Consider the following 17,880-nt stretch of genomic DNA (forward strand, 5'->3'; position numbering starts at 1 on the left):
GAAAGTAACTACTTTTACATTTCTCTTTTATCTCATTCTTTAACTAAAAATCCTAGATGGTTAAGTGCCTCTTCAATATAATCTATATCTTGCTCACTATCTGCTTCGACAAGATGGTAATGAACACCGTTTGTCAAATCAGATAAGGGGCGAAAGTCATTTGACGAGGCTTGGTCTAAAAAATGACTAACATCTCGACGACAAGTCAATTTCAACAAAGTCTGAATTTCTCCATAAACTGGATGATCTATCATGATATTTTGAATACGGCCTCCATTATCAACAATAGCCAAAAGCTCATCTTCCATATCGGACACTTTATGATTCACCTTAAACAGTCGACGTACATAAGAATTGTCATCGCTACTTTTATAGATATATCCCCTATTAGTTGAAATAATCTGGGCCCCATCTGCACGTAAGAGTGCAATATCTTGAACAATGATTTGACGTGTCACACCAAAATGCTCCGCCAAACTCTGTCCATTCATTGCCTCTTTAGCTCCCTTTAAGAGTGCCAATAATTCTTGTTTACGATTTGAAGCCATAGACCAACCATCCCTCTTTCAACTAGCGTATTTTTCGAATACTTTTGAAAATCGTTAATGCTATAACATAGTCTATCATACTATGGACAATAGTGCCAAAACCAACTAAAACAAAGAGAACATAGAACAGTTTTTGGAAATCCTCTCCTGTTACGGAATAAAAAATCACACAAGCAAGAACTTCACCTATAGCATGGATAAGCCCTAAAACAAAATTGAAAAGTAATGATGATTTATGGTTTTCTATCGTTTGTGGAAATTTTTTCAAATAGAGTGCGCCTAAAAAACCAAATATAATATGAGAAAAGGCTCTAAAAACAACCACAATCGGATAGCCAGCCATAAAGTATCCCAAACTAGAAGCTAAGATAACAAAAGCAGTTACCCAGGGGGATATAAACATAGCTAGAAATATTGGAACATGACTACCCAAAGTATACGAAGCCGGTGGGATGATTAGTTTAATTGGCATGATACTTGGGATAAGGATAGCAATTGCAGTTAATAAAGCTGCAAAGGTCATTTCTTGAATTCTCTTTTTCGGTTTCATAATTTACTCCTTTTTACTGTATATACATTAGTATATTACAGTGTATAGTTATATAAGTCAATATTTTTCAGAAAAAAACACTAGAGCAATATGCCCTAGCGTTTTAAGTCTCTTATTTACGTTTTTTCTTAGCCTTTTTCATCTTATTAGCTTGACGCTTCATCGCATGTTTCATGGCAAATGAACCAACCTTACCTTTAAGGCCACCACCAAGCATTTGGCTAAGATCCATATTTCCAAGATCCGGCATACCAGCGCCACCCATCATGCCTTCGAGAGCAGACATATCCATATTACCCATATCAGGCATATTTGGCATGTTTTTTGGCAAATTATTTGGGTTAAGACCCATTTGACGCATCATTTGCTCCATATCACCAGACATAACACCTTGCATCATTTGTTTGGCTTGGTTGAAGTCTTTAATAAACTTGTTTACTTCGATGAAGGTATTCCCTGAACCATTGGCAATACGGCGACGACGACTTGGTGTCAAAAGATCTGGATTTTCACGTTCTTCAGGAGTCATAGATGATACGATGGCACGTTTGCGTGCAATTTGCTTTTCATCTACTTTAACATTAGCCAAGGCTGGATTGTTAGCCATACCTGGCAACATCTTAAGCAAATCTTCCATTGGACCCATATTTTGTACCTGGTCTAATTGGTCAATGAAGTCATTGAAGTCAAAGGTGTTTTCACGCATCTTTTCAGCCAACTCAAGAGATTTTTTCTCATCGTACTCTTGAGAAGCTTTTTCGATAAGGGTAAGAAGGTCACCCATACCCAAAATACGACTTGACATACGGTCTGGGTGGAAAGTCTCGATATCCGTAATTTTCTCACCAGTACCCGTAAATTTGATTGGCTTGCCGGTAATCTCACGAATAGAAAGAGCCGCACCACCACGTGTGTCCCCATCAATTTTAGTAAGAACAACACCAGTGATATCTAGCTGTTCGTTGAACTCCTTGGCAACGTTAGCAGCTTCCTGACCAATCATGCTATCCACAACCAAGAGAATTTCGTTTGGATGAGCAAAATCCTTAATATCATGCAATTCTTGCATGAGAGTCTCGTCAATCTGCAAACGACCAGCCGTATCAATCAAGACATAGTCATTCTTATTGGCACGCGCTTGTTCCAAACCATTTTTGACAATCTCAACTGCTGGTGTCTCTGTTCCCATATCAAAAACAGGAACATTGATTTGTTGCCCCAAAGTCTTCAACTGATCAATGGCTGCTGGACGATAGATGTCCGCCGCAATCATCATTGGACGGGCCTCTTGTTCCTTAATCAACTTATTAGCCAATTTACCAGCAAAGGTTGTCTTACCAGCCCCTTGGAGACCAACCATCATAATGATTGTTGGAATCTTTGGAGATTTTTCAATTTCAGATGTTTCAGACCCAAGAATCTCTGTCAATTCTTCATTAACAATCTTGATAATTTGTTGTGAAGCATCAAGAGTATCAATGATTTCGTGACCTACAGCACGTTCACGAACACGTTTAATAAATGTCTTAACGACTGGTAGCGCTACGTCTGCTTCAAGAAGTGCCAAACGAATCTCTTTAGTGACTTCTTGAACTTCTTTCTCTGAAAGTTTTCCTTTACGTCTTAAATTTTTGAAAACGCCTTGCAAGCGTTCCGTTAAGCTTTCAAAAGCCATATATCATTTCCTCTCTTACTTTCTGCTTGAATCTAATCTCTATTATCAATGCTGCTGAGCACAGCAATTTGTTCCTGAAGATAGCTATCGTCTGGATATTTTTCCATAATATCATCAAAAATTTGGCTACGAACAATGTAATCTGAATACATATGTAGTTTCATCTCGTAAGCTTCTAAAATCTTCTCAGTACGCTTGATGTTATCATATACAGCCTGACGACTCACACCAAATTCCTCGGCAATTTCTGCCAAACTATAATCATCTGCATAATATAGCTCAATATAGTTCATCTGCTTATCTGTTAACAAGGCTGCATAGAACTCAAAAAGGGCATTCATGCGATTGGTTTTTTCAATTTCCATAAGCTCCATTTTACCATAAAATCATGGTGTTAGCACCATTCTTGTGCAGAAAAAAGCCGTGACTGTTAATTGTTCTCCAAATAAAATTCAAAACGGTCGCCAACATAGTAACTTCGTACATATTCGAAAGCCTGCCCGTCTTGGAGGAAGGAAATTTGTGTCAGACTCAAGAGAGCATCGCCAGTTTTAACCTTGAGGTGCTTGGCTAAACTACTATTGGCCAAACTTGCTGATATGGTCTGCTGACTTTTCCCTATTTCATAGCCATTATCAGTTAAGGTCTTGAAGAAGTGTTCGGTAATTTCTGATTCCTTAAAACCTCGGATAATTTTCTCAGGGATACTGGCAATCTCATAGGCAACTGGAATGTCATCGGCAAAACGAACACGTTCCATACGAATGACATAGGACTGCGGTAAAACACCTAAATTCTTGATTTCAAATTCATTGGGATGTACACGTTTATAAGAAATGAGCTCACTAGATGGTTTCTTGCCTTGGGATTTAACAATCTCTGTGAAACTCGTGGTTCCACGCATCTTTTCCTTAACTCGACTGCTAGCCACAAAGGTTCCACTGCCTGGTTTGCGTTCTAAAATCCCCTCATCCACTAAAAGTGTTATCGCCTGGCGCACAGTCATCCGACTCACATCAAAAGTCTCGCAAAGATCTCGCTCGCTAGGGAGACGTTGTCCGATTTTCCAAGTGCCATCATCAACATCTGCCTTAATCTTATCATGTATGCGAATATATGCTGGTAGCATCTAATACCCCCTTCTTTACCCCTATTTTACAAAAAAACTAATAGAATTGTAAAGGTGACGACAAGACTTACAGTTTATCGTATAAATCTAGGTGCTAAGTCCTTAAAATTGTGATACAATGATTGCATAAGAGTCCATGTGTGACGTAAAAAGAAAGGGTAATAATGACTGACATTTCTACTTTGAATGATGTGCAGAAAATCATTGTTCTAGACTATGGTAGCCAATACAATCAGCTGATTGCACGTCGTATTCGTGAATTTGGCGTTTTCTCTGAATTGAAAAGCCATAAAATTACCGCTGATGAAGTCCGTGCCATCGATCCTATCGGTATCGTACTATCAGGTGGTCCTAACTCTGTTTATGCCGAAGATGCCTTTGGTATTGACGAAGAAATTTTTGAACTTGGTATTCCGATTCTTGGTATCTGTTACGGAATGCAACTTTTGACCCACAAACTTGGTGGTAAAGTTGTTCCTGCTGGTGAAGCTGGTAACCGTGAGTATGGCCAATCAACACTTCGACTTCGTGCTCAATCAGAACTCTTTGCAGGAACTCCTGAAGAACAAGTCGTTCTTATGAGCCACGGTGATGCAGTTACAGAAATTCCAGAAGGCTTCCATCTTGTTGGTGACTCAGTAGATTGCCCATTCGCCGCAATGGAAAATACTGAGAAAAACTTCTACGGTATCCAATTCCACCCAGAAGTTCGTCACTCTGTATATGGTAACGATATCTTGAAAAACTTTGCTTTTGGTATCTGTGGTGCCAAAGGTGACTGGTCAATGGCTAACTTCGTAGATATGCAAATTGCACAAATCCGTGAAACAGTTGGTGACCGTAAAGTCCTTCTTGGACTCTCAGGTGGGGTCGACTCATCTGTTGTTGGTGTCCTTTTGCAAAAAGCTATCGGAGATCAATTGACATGTATCTTTGTTGACCACGGTCTTCTCCGTAAAGGTGAAGGTGACCAAGTTATGGAGATGCTCGGAGGTAAATTTGGCCTTAACATTATCCGTGTTGATGCTTCTAAACGCTTCCTAGACCTCTTGGCTGGTGTTGATGATCCTGAGAAAAAACGTAAAATCATTGGTAACGAGTTTGTTTACGTCTTTGATGACGAAGCAAGTAAACTTAAAGGTGTAGACTTCCTAGCTCAAGGAACACTCTACACTGATATTATTGAATCAGGTACTGAGACAGCTCAAACAATCAAATCTCACCACAACGTTGGTGGTCTTCCAGAAGACATGCAGTTTAAATTGATTGAACCACTCAACACCCTCTTTAAAGATGAAGTACGTGCCCTTGGTACTGAAATGGGAATGCCTGATGAAGTCGTTTGGCGCCAACCGTTCCCAGGACCGGGACTTGCCATCCGTGTTATGGGTGAAATCACTGAAGAGAAACTTGAAACTGTTCGTGAGTCTGATGCTATCCTTCGTGAAGAAATTGCCAAAGCTGGTCTTGATCGTGATGTATGGCAATACTTCACTGTTAACACAGGCGTACGTTCTGTCGGTGTTATGGGTGATGGCCGTACTTATGACTACACTATCGCTATCCGTGCTATCACTTCAATTGATGGTATGACAGCCGACTTTGCGAAACTTCCATGGGAAGTTCTTCAAAAGATTTCTGTTCGAATCGTTAACGAAGTTGACCACGTTAACCGTATCGTCTACGATATTACAAGTAAACCACCTGCAACTGTTGAGTGGGAGTAAAATATAAACCTAAATTAAAGTGAATTGATTAATTTAACAGCATTTTGAATTATTTGAAAATGCTAAAATATAATTAATTATATTTGGTTCCCCACCAAATACCCCACCAGAATTTCTTTCTGGTGGGGATTTTTTATATCTTAATTACAAAAATAAATCAATAAGCAATGTTATGGGGTCAGAAAAATTTTTCCTTTTCTGATGTTCAATACTAACTCTTACATCATACCTAGATAATGGGGTAAAATCAAAACTCTCTGATAGTTATTTATTTGTAAAAAAATTCACTTTAATCATTTGCTATATTTCCTTCATTCACATTTAGCCCATAAATTTCAAAATCATGATAGGATCCATTATAGAACTCGAATTGGGAAATTTCTCTTTCCTTTTTAAAACCTAAACTGATTGGTATAAACTTACTTTTAACATTATCAACATCTATATAAATCAAAAGCTTATCAATTTTAAATTTGGATGGAATGATTTTTATTAATTGTTTTAATCCCTGCTTTACAAAACCTTGATTTTCATATTTTTCTGATATCCAATATCCAATTTCAGCTTGATGTTTTTGCAAATCAATATTATGTATATCTATCATCCCTACTGGTGTCTGATTGACGCAAATTGTTAACATAAATAACTCATTACGCTCCATTTTTTCACGTGCATACTTTATAAACGCTCTTTCATTTTCAATACTTTTCATTTCTTCCACCCAAGGAAGCCACATAGCAAGACGTTCTCGTTCAATAGAAACAATCTCATATAACCCTTCACTATGGCTATCGGATATATAAAAAAGTTGGCATCGTTTCCCACGTGATTTAAACTCTATGAATAGTTCCGAGTCCAAGTTGGTAGAATCCACTTCATACTCCTTGTTATAAATGATAATATTCTTTAACTTCTTTATTTACGAAATCATTATATAACTTTTTTACTACTTTTCAAATGACTAAAATTTTGTCTATCTTTTTGAGTACAGTACATATTACAACTACAAACGAATTAAGGTAAAACTAAAAGGACCTAGTCCTATATAGTAGAGAACTAAATCCTTCACTTAAATTATTTGTCTAACTTTCTAGTATCAGTTCAAGTTTACACCACTAGACTCTTCACATAGTCAGGGTAGCACAGAAAGATGTTTGCTTACTTAGTGAAATCCAATACTTTACGTCCTTGAATTTCACCTTTTTCCATTTGGTCAAAGACCTCTACCGCTGTATCAACAGGAACAGTTTCAACAACTGGCACTACCAAGCCTTGTGCACCGAAGTCGAAGGCTTCTTCCAAATCCTTACGTGTACCTACAAGAGATCCAACAACACGGATACCATCTAGAACTGTTTTGACAATTGAAAGCTCCATATATTCAGATGGGAGACCAACCGCAACGACTGTTCCACCAGCACGTACACTATCGACAGCTTGATTGAAGGCAACTTTAGAAACAGCGGTTACAACAGCACTGTGTGTACCACCAGTTTTTTCTTGGATATAACCCGCTACATCTTCAACTTCTTTACCGTTCACAACTAAGTCAGCACCAGATTCTTTAGCCAAATCAAGTTTATCTTGGTTGATATCAACGGCCACTACTCGTGCATTGAAAACTTTCTTAGCATATTGAATAGCCAAATTACCTAGTCCTCCAGCACCATAAATAGCTACCCATTGACCAGGTTCAACTTTAGCTTCTTTAATAGCTTTATAGGTTGTAACTCCCGCACAAGTAATAGATGAAGCTTGAGCTGGATTAAGTCCTTCTGGAACTTTCACAGCATAGTCTGCAGTAACTAAAGCATAGTCACTCATACCACCGTCAACACTATAACCAGCATTTTTTACAGAACGGCAGAGTGTTTCGCGACCAGTCGTACAATATTCACAATGGCCACACCCTTCGAAGAACCAAGCAATTGATACACGGTCACCTTTTTTAAGTGTTTCAACACCTTCACCAACTTCTTCGACAATACCAATACCTTCGTGACCTAGTATACGACCTGGTACTTGACCAAAGTCTCCATGAGCTACGTGAAGGTCAGTATGGCAGACACCGCAATATTCAACTTTAACCAAAGCTTGACCATGACCAACTACAGATGGTTTTTCATGATCAACAACTTCAACACCTGTACTTGCTTGATTAACAACAACTGCTCTCATCTTAATTACCTCCATATGATAACTTTAACACCTTCATTATAGCACTCACACAGACAATGTCAACGCTTACATAAAGCTTTTCTTAGCTTGCGAAAACTTTCTTGAAAACTCTCTATACAAGTGGAATTGCTACTATTTCTGCTGCTGATATTGCTTTGTTTCAATCATTTCCAAGATACCTATACTGTCTCACAAGTGTCTTGGAATCCGGTAGACTGACTTCAAAATGGAAATAATGATTGCGTCCATCTCTGGCATTCTCTTTATTTAATAGAAAATAATTCTTTTGACTGATAGCCATCTCCCTCATAATATCATCCGTCAAAAAGGTTAAGGGAATATCCATGGCAGAATAGCGATAAAAGTCTTCTTCAAATTTTAAATAGCTATCAGAAAAATAGTCAATTTGAAGTTTATCATCATAAATTTTTCTCTTCCTCATCTATGTTTTCAACCCCCAAACTAATTTCTAATATATCCTTTGTTCGAATACATTTATGTCGCTTGCAAGATTTTATAGTAACTTGATTAAAATCCAAGTCAACCACATAGCCACTACATCTACAGCGCCTACCTTGATCCTTTATCTGGAAACTTCCCAATAATTGACCTGAATAAAGCTGGTTTAATAAAGTAAACTTCTCTAAATCATCCAAATGACTCCTAAGATTTTCTTTAGTCTTATCTTCATGTAGGGAGCTTGTATGTTCTGATAAGAAAAAGCCCATCCACTTCATCATTCCCCTGTCTTGATGTTCCCTAGCTGATTGAAAGGGAAGGTAACTACGGTCTATCATTTTAAGCCATCTAATCCTCCAGCAGAGTGCCCACCAATAAGCTTACTTCGAGCAAGACTCCTAGATGCCTCCTGTAAAGCAGTTGCTTTTTGAATGGTCGTAAAGCCAAATTCCTGTCGAATACTATCTATAACTGCCTGAAGTCTTTCTTCTTTATCAATGTCATCTGGATTATCAAATAAAGAAAGAATCTGAAGCCTTTCATCTACAAAATTTGCATAAGAGACACTGACACTTCGAACAGCCCCTCCTTGATATTTCTTCCTAAAGAGTTCAATGACATGGCTTATTAGTACTCTTGTATTATTAGCGGGTTCAATCTTCATCTGTGCTTGTAGCGAACGCTTGCCCTCTAACTTTGAAAATCCAATGCTGATGGAAACTTGACAAGCTTTCTTATGGGCTCGTCTTAACCTAATAGCTACCTGTTCTGCCATCTCTCTTAGAATCAATTCAATATCAGCTTGACGCTCATAGTCTCGTGGCAAGATTTGGGAATTCCCTAAGCCATGTGACTTTGGTTTATAAGGTTTATGAACATTACTCTCATCGATACCGTTGGCATGAAAAAAAAGATCTAAACCCACAATACCTAACTCCTTTTTAAGAGTATCAGGATTGCTATTAGCAAGTTCTCGAATAGAGAAAATCCCCAACTTGTTTAAACGCTTCTCCATCCGCTTTCCAATCCCCCAAAAATCGGTCATATGGGGAATATTCCAAACCTTAGTCTCGACATCTTCATAGGACCAGTTGGCTCTCATAGTAGCCGTATGTTTGGCCTCATTATCAAGAGCTAACTTGGCCAATAAGGGATTGCTGTTAGACATCCCAACTGTCGAGTAAATGCCTGTCTCCCTCCAAATATCTCTTTGAATACGCCCTGAAATCATATCTAACTTATCTTTTCTTGTAACTGTTCTATCGGGAATAAAGTAATTCAGTGACGACGTGAGATCAATGAAACCCTCATCAATGGAATAAGGAAGAATATCTTCAACACTGGCATAATTCTGGAAAATGTGTTGAATCTGTATATTCTTTTTTATATAGAGGTCCATTCTAGGAGGAACAATAAAGGTAACCTTAGCCCAAGATTCGATGTAATCTACAAAATCTCTATCCGTTGGAAGACCTTGTTTTTTGGCATTATAATAATGAAACTTTCGAGAATGAATGTCAAAAGGTAAGTCATAAGAACGACTAACATTTGACTTGCCAAAAACTTGCTTAAATATGGGGGAAGAAGCTAGTATCAAACCATTAGCATTTTCCGCTCGGCTCATCACACATAGAGAAGTTTTAAGAGGGTGTAGTCCACGTTCAACACACTCCACACTTGCATAGAAAGATTTCATATCTACAAAAGCAATATCACTTTGCGGTTCTCTTGAATAATCAAAATATCCCATGCTCACCCTTTCGTTAGTTTATAAACTAACATTAGTATAAAATATAACTTGTTTTATTTCAAGTATTTTCCACAAAAAAATAACAACATCCCTTCTAGAATGTTGTTATCCTTCTATTTTTTCCCTTTAACTTGGTCGGTGGCAACATCTTCACCAAACCATTTGTCAGAAATCTTTTGGAATTCTCCATTTTTATAAAGGGTTCTAAATCCTTGATTGATTTTTTTAATCAATGTCTTATCTGCCTTACGAGCACCTACAGCAAAGCTTTCACCCTCGTAACCAGCAGGCATAACGTTATACTGATCCAGAACTCCTGATTTTTCTAAGTAGTAATTAGCATATACACGGTCAATCAATAGACCATCAATACGTCCACTATCAAGGTCAATCAAGGCCTGAGTAAAGGTCGAATATTGGACTGCTTTTTGGTTAGCCACGATATCCTTCAAAATCTTCGGAGAAGCATTGAAAGCATCATAACCGGAAGAGCCTGCTTGGGCACCTAAGGTCTTACCTGTCATTCCTGCAACAGAATCAATTCCCGAAGACTTTTTGGTTACCAGTACTTGTTCATTGACCATATAAGGCACTGTAAAGTCTGCAGACTGCTTACGCTCATCCGTGACCGAGTAACCATTCCAAATGAGGTCAATTGTCCCATTCTTCAGTTCTGTTTCTTTCATATCCCAGTCAATAGCCTGCCATTCGACATCGATGCCATACAATTTAAAAACTGCAGTGGCAAGATCAATATCAAAACCAACATAGCTACCATCCTTTTCCTCATATCCCATAGGAACAAAGGTCGCATCAAAACCAATTTTGATTTTCTTTTCTTTGGTATAGGTTTGCCACTGGTCTTTCTGAGTTGCAAAATGTGAGCGCGAGCTACAAGCCGATAGCGCAAACAAAGGCAAGACGACAAGACAACCTAGCAAAATCGTTTTTACTATTTTTTTCATGGAAAATCCTCACTATTTTGGATTGATAGTGACAATCTCATCGGCGATATGTTGTGCAAACTGCATATCGTGAGTAATAACGATTTGCGTAATCCCAGTCTCACGATTCTGCAAAATCAATTTTTCAACTTCTTGACGCAATTCAGGGTCAAGAGCTGACGTTGGTTCATCATAGCCGACAATTTTCGGATCAATCATCATGGCACGCGCAAATGCAACACGTTGTTTTTGTCCTCCTGAAAGAGAGTAAGGATAAGCATTTCCATGTGCTCCAAGACCTAAACGGTCAAGTAGCGCTTGAGCTTTTTTCTGGGCATCTTCCTTAGACATCCCCATCGTCTTAATTGGCGAAAGCGTTAGGTTTTCTAAGACTGTCAAGTGCGGAAACAGTTGAAAATCCTGGAAAACAAAACCTAGCAAGTTACGACTTTCCATCTGATCCAAAGGAATCTCTTCATTTTCGTAAATAATTTGTCCTGAATCGATAGTTTCAAGTCCTGCTAGCATACGCAAAAGAGTCGTTTTCCCACCACCAGATGGTCCGACAATAGCCAAGATTTTCCCTTCTTCTACCGTCAAATTATACTTATCAAAAATTTTGTGTTGACCAAATTGCTTGGAAATATTTTTTAATTCTAACATAAGGTCTCCTATTTGTAGTAGTTAAATTTCTTTTCAATGTGTTTAGAAGCCACAGTCACCACACCAACAAGGATGAGATAAATAGCTCCAGCCACAAACATCGGTGCTAAGGTTGCATCACGGTTTGCAGCGGTACGACTTTCCAAAAGAAGGTCTCCAACCCCAAGCACATAAACCAATGATGAATCCTTAACCAAGTTAATGATCTCGTTAAAGATACTTGGCAAGACAATCTTAACCACCTGAGGAAGAATAACATATCTGATAGTTTGGAAAGGACTAAGTTTAAGCATTTTAGCTGCTTCGTATTGTCCTTTCGGAATAGCCAAGATTCCTCCACGGAAAATCTCTGCGAAATAAGCTGCATAATTAAGCGTAAAAGCAAGAATAGCAGCTGGCAGACGATCAAAGACAATCCCAACACTCGGAAGAACGTAATAAACGAAGATCAATTGTAAAAGGAGGGGCGTTCCACGCATAATCCAAACATAAAGGGTTAGTAACCAATTTAAAGGTTTGAATTTAATCTGCATTAAGAAAGCAAGTACAATCCCTAATGGAATCGACAGTACGATAACAATGAAGAATACTTGAAGTGTGACTACCGCACCGTTCAAAAGGGCTGGTAATACTTCCAAAACGTATGACATATAAACTCCTATAATTATTTAGTATTGTTGAATATTATACCAAATTTTTAAAAAAAATGATATAAGATTTTGAAAATAGTAAAAAGGAGTGCGACTAGACCCACTTTTTAAATGAGTTCATAGTCACACTCCTGAGAGACTTAAATAATCGGTCCTAAGAAACAAACTATACTTAAGTCTAGTGTTTCTAAAGCTTATTTAGATTTTCTTAACAAATTCAGATTTAAGTTTCATAGCACCAAAACCATCAATCTTACAATCAATGTTGTGGTCACCTTCAACCAAACGAATATTTTTAACACGTGTACCTTGTTTAATATCTTTTGGCGCACCTTTAACTTTCAAATCTTTGATAACTGTAACAGTGTCACCGTCAGCAAGACGTGTGCCATTGCTATCAAGAACCACAAGTCCTTCTTCTTCTGCAACTTCGTTTGGATCCCACTCATAGGCACATTCAGGACATACAAGCAAGATTCCATCTTCATAAACATACTCTGAGTTACATTTTGGACAATTTGGTAATGACATAATTCTCTCCTAAGATTGTGATATAGATACTATTCTACTTTAGATTTCCTAATTAAGCAAGGGTGAAAACGATAAAAACAAACAACATCCCTTACACTGTAAGAGATGTTGGTATTTTTATTCAACAGTAACTGATTTAGCCAAGTTACGTGGCTTATCGACGTCGAGTCCACGATGGAGTGTTGCAAAATAAGCAATCAATTGTGTCGGTACGACCATTGAAATTGGTGACAAGTAAGGGTGAACGTTATTAAGAACGATGTCATCACCTTCTTTAGCAACATTTTCCTCAGCAATAGTCAACACTTTAGCACCACGTGCTGCAACCTCTTGGATATTACCACGAGTGTGGCTAGCAAGAACAGCGTCAGACAAGAGCGCAATAACAGGTGTACCATCTTCGATCAAAGCAATCGTTCCGTGTTTCAACTCACCTGCTGCAAAACCTTCACATTGGATATATGAGATTTCTTTCAATTTAAGACTAGCTTCCATAGCAACGTAGTAATCTTGACCACGACCAATATAGAAAGCATTACGTGTTTCTGCAAGAAGAGCTGCCACTTTCTCGTCAATGACTTCTTTTTCAGAGAGTGTTGATTCGATAGATTGTGCTACAAGTGACAATTCATGTACCAAGTCGAAAGCTTTAGCTTTTTCATTACCATTAGCCTCACCGACTGCTTTAGCCAAGAAAGCAAGAGCTGCAATCTGAGCAGTGTAAGCTTTAGTAGAAGCTACGGCAATTTCTGGGCCAGCATGAAGAAGCATTGTATGGTCAGCTTCACGAGAAAGAGTAGATCCCGGAACGTTTGTCACTGTCAAACTTGGAATACCCAACTCGTTAGCTTTAACAAGAACCTGACGGCTATCTGCTGTTTCACCTGATTGGCTAATAAAGACAAAGAGAGGTTTCTTGCTAAGGAGTGGCATACCATAACCCCACTCAGAAGAAATACCAAGCTCAACTGGTGTATCTGTCAACTCTTCAAGCATCTTCTTAGAAGCAAAACCAGCATGATATGATGTTCCTGCCGCAAGGATATAGATACGATCAGCCTCTTGAACAGCCTTGATAATATCAGCATCTACAGTCACTTGCCCCTTATCATCTGTGTAGGCTTGGATAAGCTTACGCATCACTGTTGGTTGCTCATCGATTTCTTTGAGCATGTAGTAAGGGTAAGTGCCTTTACCAATATCAGATAGGTCAAGTTCAGCTGTGTAGCTATCACGTTCTTTTACATTGCCATCATAATCTTGAACTTCAACACTATCAGCTTTCACGATAACTAACTCTTGATCGTGAATTTCCATGTATTGATTAGTTTCGCGAATCATAGCCATGGCATCTGAGCAGACCATGTTATAGCCATCACCAAGACCAATCAAAAGTGGTGATTTGTTTTTTGCCACGTAAATTGTTGAGGCATCTTCAGAATCCATGAGAGCAAAGGCATATGATCCACGGATAATGTGAAGAGATTTCTTGAATGCTTCAAGAGTTGACAAACCATCTTCTTCAACGAATTTTCCAATCAAGTGAACTGCAATTTCAGTATCGGTTTGACCTTTGAAATGGTGACCAGCAAGGTATTCTTCCTTAATTTCAAGATAGTTTTCAATAACACCATTGTGAACCAAAACAAAACGTTCTGTTTCTGAGCGGTGTGGGTGAGCATTGTCCTCTGTTGGTTTACCGTGAGTTGCCCAACGAGTATGTCCAATACCGGCTGTTCCTTCTACTCCTTCAGTTTTAGCAGCAAGTTCCGCAATACGGCCAACAGCCTTAACCAATTGACTAGATGCATCGCCCGCTACAAAGATACCAGCTGAATCATAACCACGGTATTCTAGCTTTTCAAGTCCTTGAATCAAGATATCAGTTGCATTTGTGTTACCTACAACACCAACAATTCCACACATATTTTTAATAATAACCTCAGATCAAAGAGGTCATGTCTCCTTCATTTAAAATTGGTATAGTCAATAAGCTCTTTAAAAAGCTTAACGAGGACAGTATATTCCATATATTTGACATTGTCAAGCATAAAAATTGGTATAGTCCTAAAAAGACTTTTTACTCGCCTCTTATCCTAAGGAATAATCCTTAAAATATGCTATAATAAGGCTATGCGAATTCAACAATTACATTATATTATCAAAATCGTCGAAACCGGCTCAATGAATGAAGCTGCAAAACAACTTTTCATCACACAACCAAGTCTTTCAAATGCTGTTCGTGACTTGGAAAGAGAAATGGGAATTGATATCTTTATCCGTAACCCTAAGGGAATCACCTTAACGAAGGATGGCGTTGAATTTCTCTCTTATGCCCGTCAGGTAGTGGAACAAACGAATCTCTTGGAAGAACGCTACAAGAGTCACACAGAGACACGTGAATTGTTTAGTGTTTCCTCTCAACACTACGCTTTTGTTGTCAATGCCTTCGTCTCACTTCTTAAGAGAGCTGATATGACACGTTACGAGCTCTTCCTACGTGAAACACGTACTTACGAAATAATTGAGGATGTTAAGAACTTCCGTTCAGAAATTGGTGTGCTCTTCCTTAACAGCTATAACCGAGATGTCTTGACTAAGATGTTTGACGACAACCGTCTCACATATACCAGTCTCTTCAAAGCTAGACCACATATCTTTGTCAGCAAGTCAAATCCCTTGGCTAAGCATGAAGTTGTCTCTTTAGAAGATTTAGAAGACTTCCCATACCTTAGCTACGACCAAGGGATTCATAATTCCTTCTACTATTCTGAAGAAATTCTCTCTCAGATTCCCCATAAAAAATCCATCGTGGTTTCAGACCGCGCGACACTCTTCAACCTATTAATCGGTTTGGATGGTTATACCATTGCTACAGGTATTTTAAATAGTAATTTGAATGGTGATAACATTGTCTCTATCCCGCTTGATATTGATGATGAGATTGATATTGTTTACTTGAAGCATGAAAAGGCAACCCTCTCTAAAATGGGGGAAAAATTCCTAGATAACCTCGTTAAAGAAGTCACTTTTGACAACTAATAGATGTTAGTCCCCAGCATATAATGTTGGGGACTTTTTATCGCCCAAACTATTCAATTTTGGTGCACAAAAAAAGAGCCTTTCGACTCTCATCATTATTTATAATTTTTATAGCTTGCCCAAGCCTCATCTATAGATAAGGTCTCAGCATCTGTGTATGAGCCTCTATAGCTATTCCAAACAAGGCCACTTGTTGAAGCAGTTGCTTGAGTAACTGGAGCTTGATCGTAGGCAGTCAAACCATAGTATGCAATAATGCTATTTAATTTAGAAGCGTAAAGACTGTCAGTTGCATAAGTTCCTGTCAGTGCTTGAGTGGCATCTGCATAACTACTTGTATTTGATTTCCATGTACCAGCATAAGTTGATGACGTCATCAAAGCAGCATAATCGGCTAAAGAATCACTTAGACTTCCATAAGAACGGAAAGGTTCATCAATCTCATAAGTCTTCCCTGTACCATCGTCTTCCCAAGTACGCATGGTCACAGAATTCCCGTTATAAGAGCCCTTAATCCCGAAGAAGTTGTAATAAGGAGCTTGACTCAAACCTGACTGACCTGAATTTGATTCCAGAATGGCTTGAGCAATTAGAACAGAAGCATAGATATTGTAATCTTGACCAATCTGTCTAGCAGTCTCTCCGATACTATCAATAAAAGCCGTCGTAGTTTGATTGTAGGCAGCTTCAGCTTTAGCATTAACACTGTTATCATTTTTTCTATCTGTTGTGAAAGCTAGAACCAAAAAAAGTGAACACATAAAAGCTCCCACGATAAAAATCATATACTTCTTTAAATGACGATACATACACCCTTCCTTCATAATATTTTCGATTATAATATTTTAATACTATTCTATCAGAAAAACTGACAAGTCGCAACTTTCAGACCTATTTTCCTTGATAAATAAAGCAAATGTCATCTTTACATCATATTTATAATAAGCTATAATATAGTCAAATTTTAAGGAGATAGATGAATGAAAATAAAAGAATTCTTACTCGGATTAAGTATTGCAATACTTATATCTCTCCTAGCATGGTTCCTTGGAAACTTGTTCCCTATCATTGGTGGACCTGTCCTTGGTTTATTTATAGGACTTCTGCTAGGAATAATTCTAAGAGATTCACAGAAACTTAAAGCAGGAATGCAATTCACTTCTAAAAAAGTATTACAATACGCTGTTATTCTTCTTGGATTTGGACTAAATCTTTCCCAAGTCTTTAAGGTTGGCGTAACATCACTTCCCATTATTCTAGTAACTATTACTACAGCACTGCTTACTGCTTATGTCGTCCATCGCGTGTTCAAGCTAGATAGTGAAATTGCTACTTTAGTAGGTGTTGGTTCTTCTATTTGTGGGGGATCTGCTATCGCTGCAACTGCTCCTGTAATCAAGGCTAAAGATGAATCTATTGCAACAGCAATCTCTGTAATTTTCTTTTTCAATATCTTAGCAGCTCTACTCTTCCCTCACTTGGGATCCTGGTTGGGACTTAGTAATCAAGGCTTTGCCATATTTGCTGGAACAGCTGTCAACGATACTTCTTCTGTAACTGCTACAGCCAGCTCTTGGGATAGCTTACATGGAACATCCATTCTAGAGCAGGCAACAATTGTTAAGTTGACTCGAACGCTTGCTATCATCCCTATAACTCTTGGGCTTTCTGTATGGCAGTCGCGAAAGGACAATACAAAGGAAGCATTCTCGCTAGCCAAAGCAGTGCCTAACTTTATCCTTTGGTTCCTTTTGGCCTCACTGATTACAACTGTTTCAATGTCACTCGGTGTAACACCTGCCGTCTTTTCACCTTTAAAAGACCTTTCGAAATTTATGATTGTTATGGCCATGGCAGCTATTGGTTTCCAAACAAATCTCAAACAACTAATCACTAAAGGAGGCTCAGCACTTCTAGTGGGAGGAGTTTGTTGGTTATTAATCAGTCTTGCTTCTCTTCTCATGCAAAAGCTATTAGGACTTTGGTAAAAGACATCTAAAAAACTCACAATCTTGCTAAGTTTGTGAGTTTTTA

The 17,880-nt window shown here is 38.3% G+C and carries 19 protein-coding genes and 1 pseudogene; 4 read left to right on the plus strand and 16 right to left on the minus strand.

Annotated features, from left to right (window positions below; all coding sequences use genetic code 11):
• Nucleotides 1–32: 32 nt before the first annotated feature.
• The 5 genes from HMPREF1519_RS04900 to HMPREF1519_RS04920 form a co-directional block, all read right to left on the minus strand.
• Nucleotides 33–548, minus strand: coding sequence for a transcription repressor NadR (locus tag HMPREF1519_RS04900; RefSeq protein WP_037611366.1), 516 nt, complete (start codon nucleotides 546–548; stop codon nucleotides 33–35).
• 22 nt (nucleotides 549–570) lie between these two features.
• Nucleotides 571–1,098 carry an ECF transporter S component gene (locus HMPREF1519_RS04905; RefSeq protein WP_002883896.1) on the minus strand — a complete coding sequence of 176 codons (528 nt, stop codon included), beginning with the start codon at nucleotides 1,096–1,098 and terminating at the stop codon, nucleotides 571–573.
• 112 nt (nucleotides 1,099–1,210) lie between these two features.
• Nucleotides 1,211–2,773, minus strand: coding sequence for a signal recognition particle protein (gene ffh / locus HMPREF1519_RS04910; protein WP_002883924.1), 1,563 nt, complete (start codon nucleotides 2,771–2,773; stop codon nucleotides 1,211–1,213).
• Between the two features lie 32 nt (nucleotides 2,774–2,805).
• Entirely contained in the window at nucleotides 2,806–3,138 is a 333-nt protein-coding gene (locus HMPREF1519_RS04915) for a putative DNA-binding protein (RefSeq protein ID WP_002883908.1), read from the minus strand.
• 65 nt (nucleotides 3,139–3,203) lie between these two features.
• Complete coding sequence (locus HMPREF1519_RS04920; RefSeq protein WP_037611368.1) at nucleotides 3,204–3,902, minus strand: GntR family transcriptional regulator; 699 nt, start codon at nucleotides 3,900–3,902, stop codon at nucleotides 3,204–3,206.
• A gap of 164 nt (nucleotides 3,903–4,066) precedes the next feature.
• On the opposite strand from HMPREF1519_RS04920, the gene guaA reads away from it, so the two are divergent.
• Nucleotides 4,067–5,629: a glutamine-hydrolyzing GMP synthase gene (gene guaA / locus HMPREF1519_RS04925; protein WP_037611370.1), complete on the plus strand. Its 1,563-nt coding sequence runs from the start codon at nucleotides 4,067–4,069 to the stop codon at nucleotides 5,627–5,629.
• A gap of 289 nt (nucleotides 5,630–5,918) precedes the next feature.
• Here the strand turns inward: guaA and HMPREF1519_RS04930 are convergent, their stop codons facing one another.
• Nucleotides 5,919–6,503, minus strand: coding sequence for a GNAT family N-acetyltransferase (locus HMPREF1519_RS04930; protein WP_037611371.1), 585 nt, complete (start codon nucleotides 6,501–6,503; stop codon nucleotides 5,919–5,921).
• A 109-nt stretch (nucleotides 6,504–6,612) separates the two neighbouring features.
• On the opposite strand from HMPREF1519_RS04930, the pseudogene HMPREF1519_RS10765 reads away from it, so the two are divergent.
• Nucleotides 6,613–6,678 (plus strand): annotated as a pseudogene (locus HMPREF1519_RS10765) (IS3 family transposase); the annotation flags it as partial.
• Between the two features lie 109 nt (nucleotides 6,679–6,787).
• Here the strand turns inward: HMPREF1519_RS10765 and adhP are convergent.
• From adhP to glmS, 9 genes are all read right to left on the minus strand, one after another.
• Entirely contained in the window at nucleotides 6,788–7,807 is a 1,020-nt protein-coding gene (gene adhP, locus HMPREF1519_RS04935) for an alcohol dehydrogenase AdhP (RefSeq protein ID WP_037611373.1), read from the minus strand.
• Between the two features lie 160 nt (nucleotides 7,808–7,967).
• A complete protein-coding gene (locus HMPREF1519_RS04940; protein WP_037611375.1) occupies nucleotides 7,968–8,249 on the minus strand; it encodes a DUF5960 family protein in 282 nt (93 codons plus the stop codon).
• Complete coding sequence (locus tag HMPREF1519_RS04945; RefSeq protein WP_037604998.1) at nucleotides 8,227–8,604, minus strand: hypothetical protein; 378 nt, start codon at nucleotides 8,602–8,604, stop codon at nucleotides 8,227–8,229. The genes HMPREF1519_RS04940 and HMPREF1519_RS04945 overlap by 23 nt, the downstream gene beginning before the upstream one ends.
• Nucleotides 8,601–10,016, minus strand: coding sequence for a Y-family DNA polymerase (locus HMPREF1519_RS04950; protein WP_037611376.1), 1,416 nt, complete (start codon nucleotides 10,014–10,016; stop codon nucleotides 8,601–8,603). Before HMPREF1519_RS04950 ends, HMPREF1519_RS04945 begins: the two co-directional genes overlap by 4 nt.
• A 113-nt stretch (nucleotides 10,017–10,129) precedes the next feature.
• A complete protein-coding gene (locus HMPREF1519_RS04955; protein WP_022496668.1) occupies nucleotides 10,130–10,981 on the minus strand; it encodes an amino acid ABC transporter substrate-binding protein in 852 nt (283 codons plus the stop codon).
• 12 nt (nucleotides 10,982–10,993) lie between these two features.
• On the minus strand, nucleotides 10,994–11,623 hold the full coding sequence (locus HMPREF1519_RS04960; protein WP_022496669.1) for an amino acid ABC transporter ATP-binding protein: 630 nt from the start codon (nucleotides 11,621–11,623) through the stop codon (nucleotides 10,994–10,996).
• An 8-nt stretch (nucleotides 11,624–11,631) separates the two neighbouring features.
• Nucleotides 11,632–12,273 (minus strand): amino acid ABC transporter permease, encoded by a 642-nt coding sequence (locus HMPREF1519_RS04965; RefSeq protein ID WP_022496670.1) that lies wholly within the window; start codon nucleotides 12,271–12,273, stop codon nucleotides 11,632–11,634.
• A 198-nt stretch (nucleotides 12,274–12,471) separates the two neighbouring features.
• Complete coding sequence (locus tag HMPREF1519_RS04970; protein WP_002891088.1) at nucleotides 12,472–12,804, minus strand: zinc ribbon domain-containing protein YjdM; 333 nt, start codon at nucleotides 12,802–12,804, stop codon at nucleotides 12,472–12,474.
• Nucleotides 12,805–12,921: 117 nt separating this feature from the next.
• Entirely contained in the window at nucleotides 12,922–14,730 is a 1,809-nt protein-coding gene (gene glmS / locus HMPREF1519_RS04975; RefSeq protein ID WP_037611377.1) for a glutamine--fructose-6-phosphate transaminase (isomerizing), read from the minus strand.
• A gap of 207 nt (nucleotides 14,731–14,937) precedes the next feature.
• Here glmS and HMPREF1519_RS04980 point away from each other — a divergent pair, with 207 nt between their 5' ends.
• A complete protein-coding gene (locus HMPREF1519_RS04980) occupies nucleotides 14,938–15,846 on the plus strand; it encodes a LysR family transcriptional regulator (protein ID WP_002891090.1) in 909 nt (302 codons plus the stop codon).
• Nucleotides 15,847–15,941: 95 nt separating this feature from the next.
• On the opposite strand, the gene HMPREF1519_RS04985 is transcribed toward HMPREF1519_RS04980, so the two are convergent.
• Nucleotides 15,942–16,655 carry a glycoside hydrolase family 73 protein gene (locus tag HMPREF1519_RS04985; protein WP_022496673.1) on the minus strand — a complete coding sequence of 238 codons (714 nt, stop codon included), beginning with the start codon at nucleotides 16,653–16,655 and terminating at the stop codon, nucleotides 15,942–15,944.
• Nucleotides 16,656–16,826: 171 nt separating this feature from the next.
• On the opposite strand from HMPREF1519_RS04985, the gene HMPREF1519_RS04990 reads away from it, so the two are divergent.
• On the plus strand, nucleotides 16,827–17,834 hold the full coding sequence (locus tag HMPREF1519_RS04990; RefSeq protein WP_022496674.1) for a YeiH family protein: 1,008 nt from the start codon (nucleotides 16,827–16,829) through the stop codon (nucleotides 17,832–17,834).
• Nucleotides 17,835–17,880 lie beyond the last annotated feature (46 nt).

This window comes from Streptococcus sp. SR4 (genome assembly GCF_000517725.1).
GTDB classification, from domain to species: domain Bacteria; phylum Bacillota; class Bacilli; order Lactobacillales; family Streptococcaceae; genus Streptococcus; species Streptococcus salivarius_F.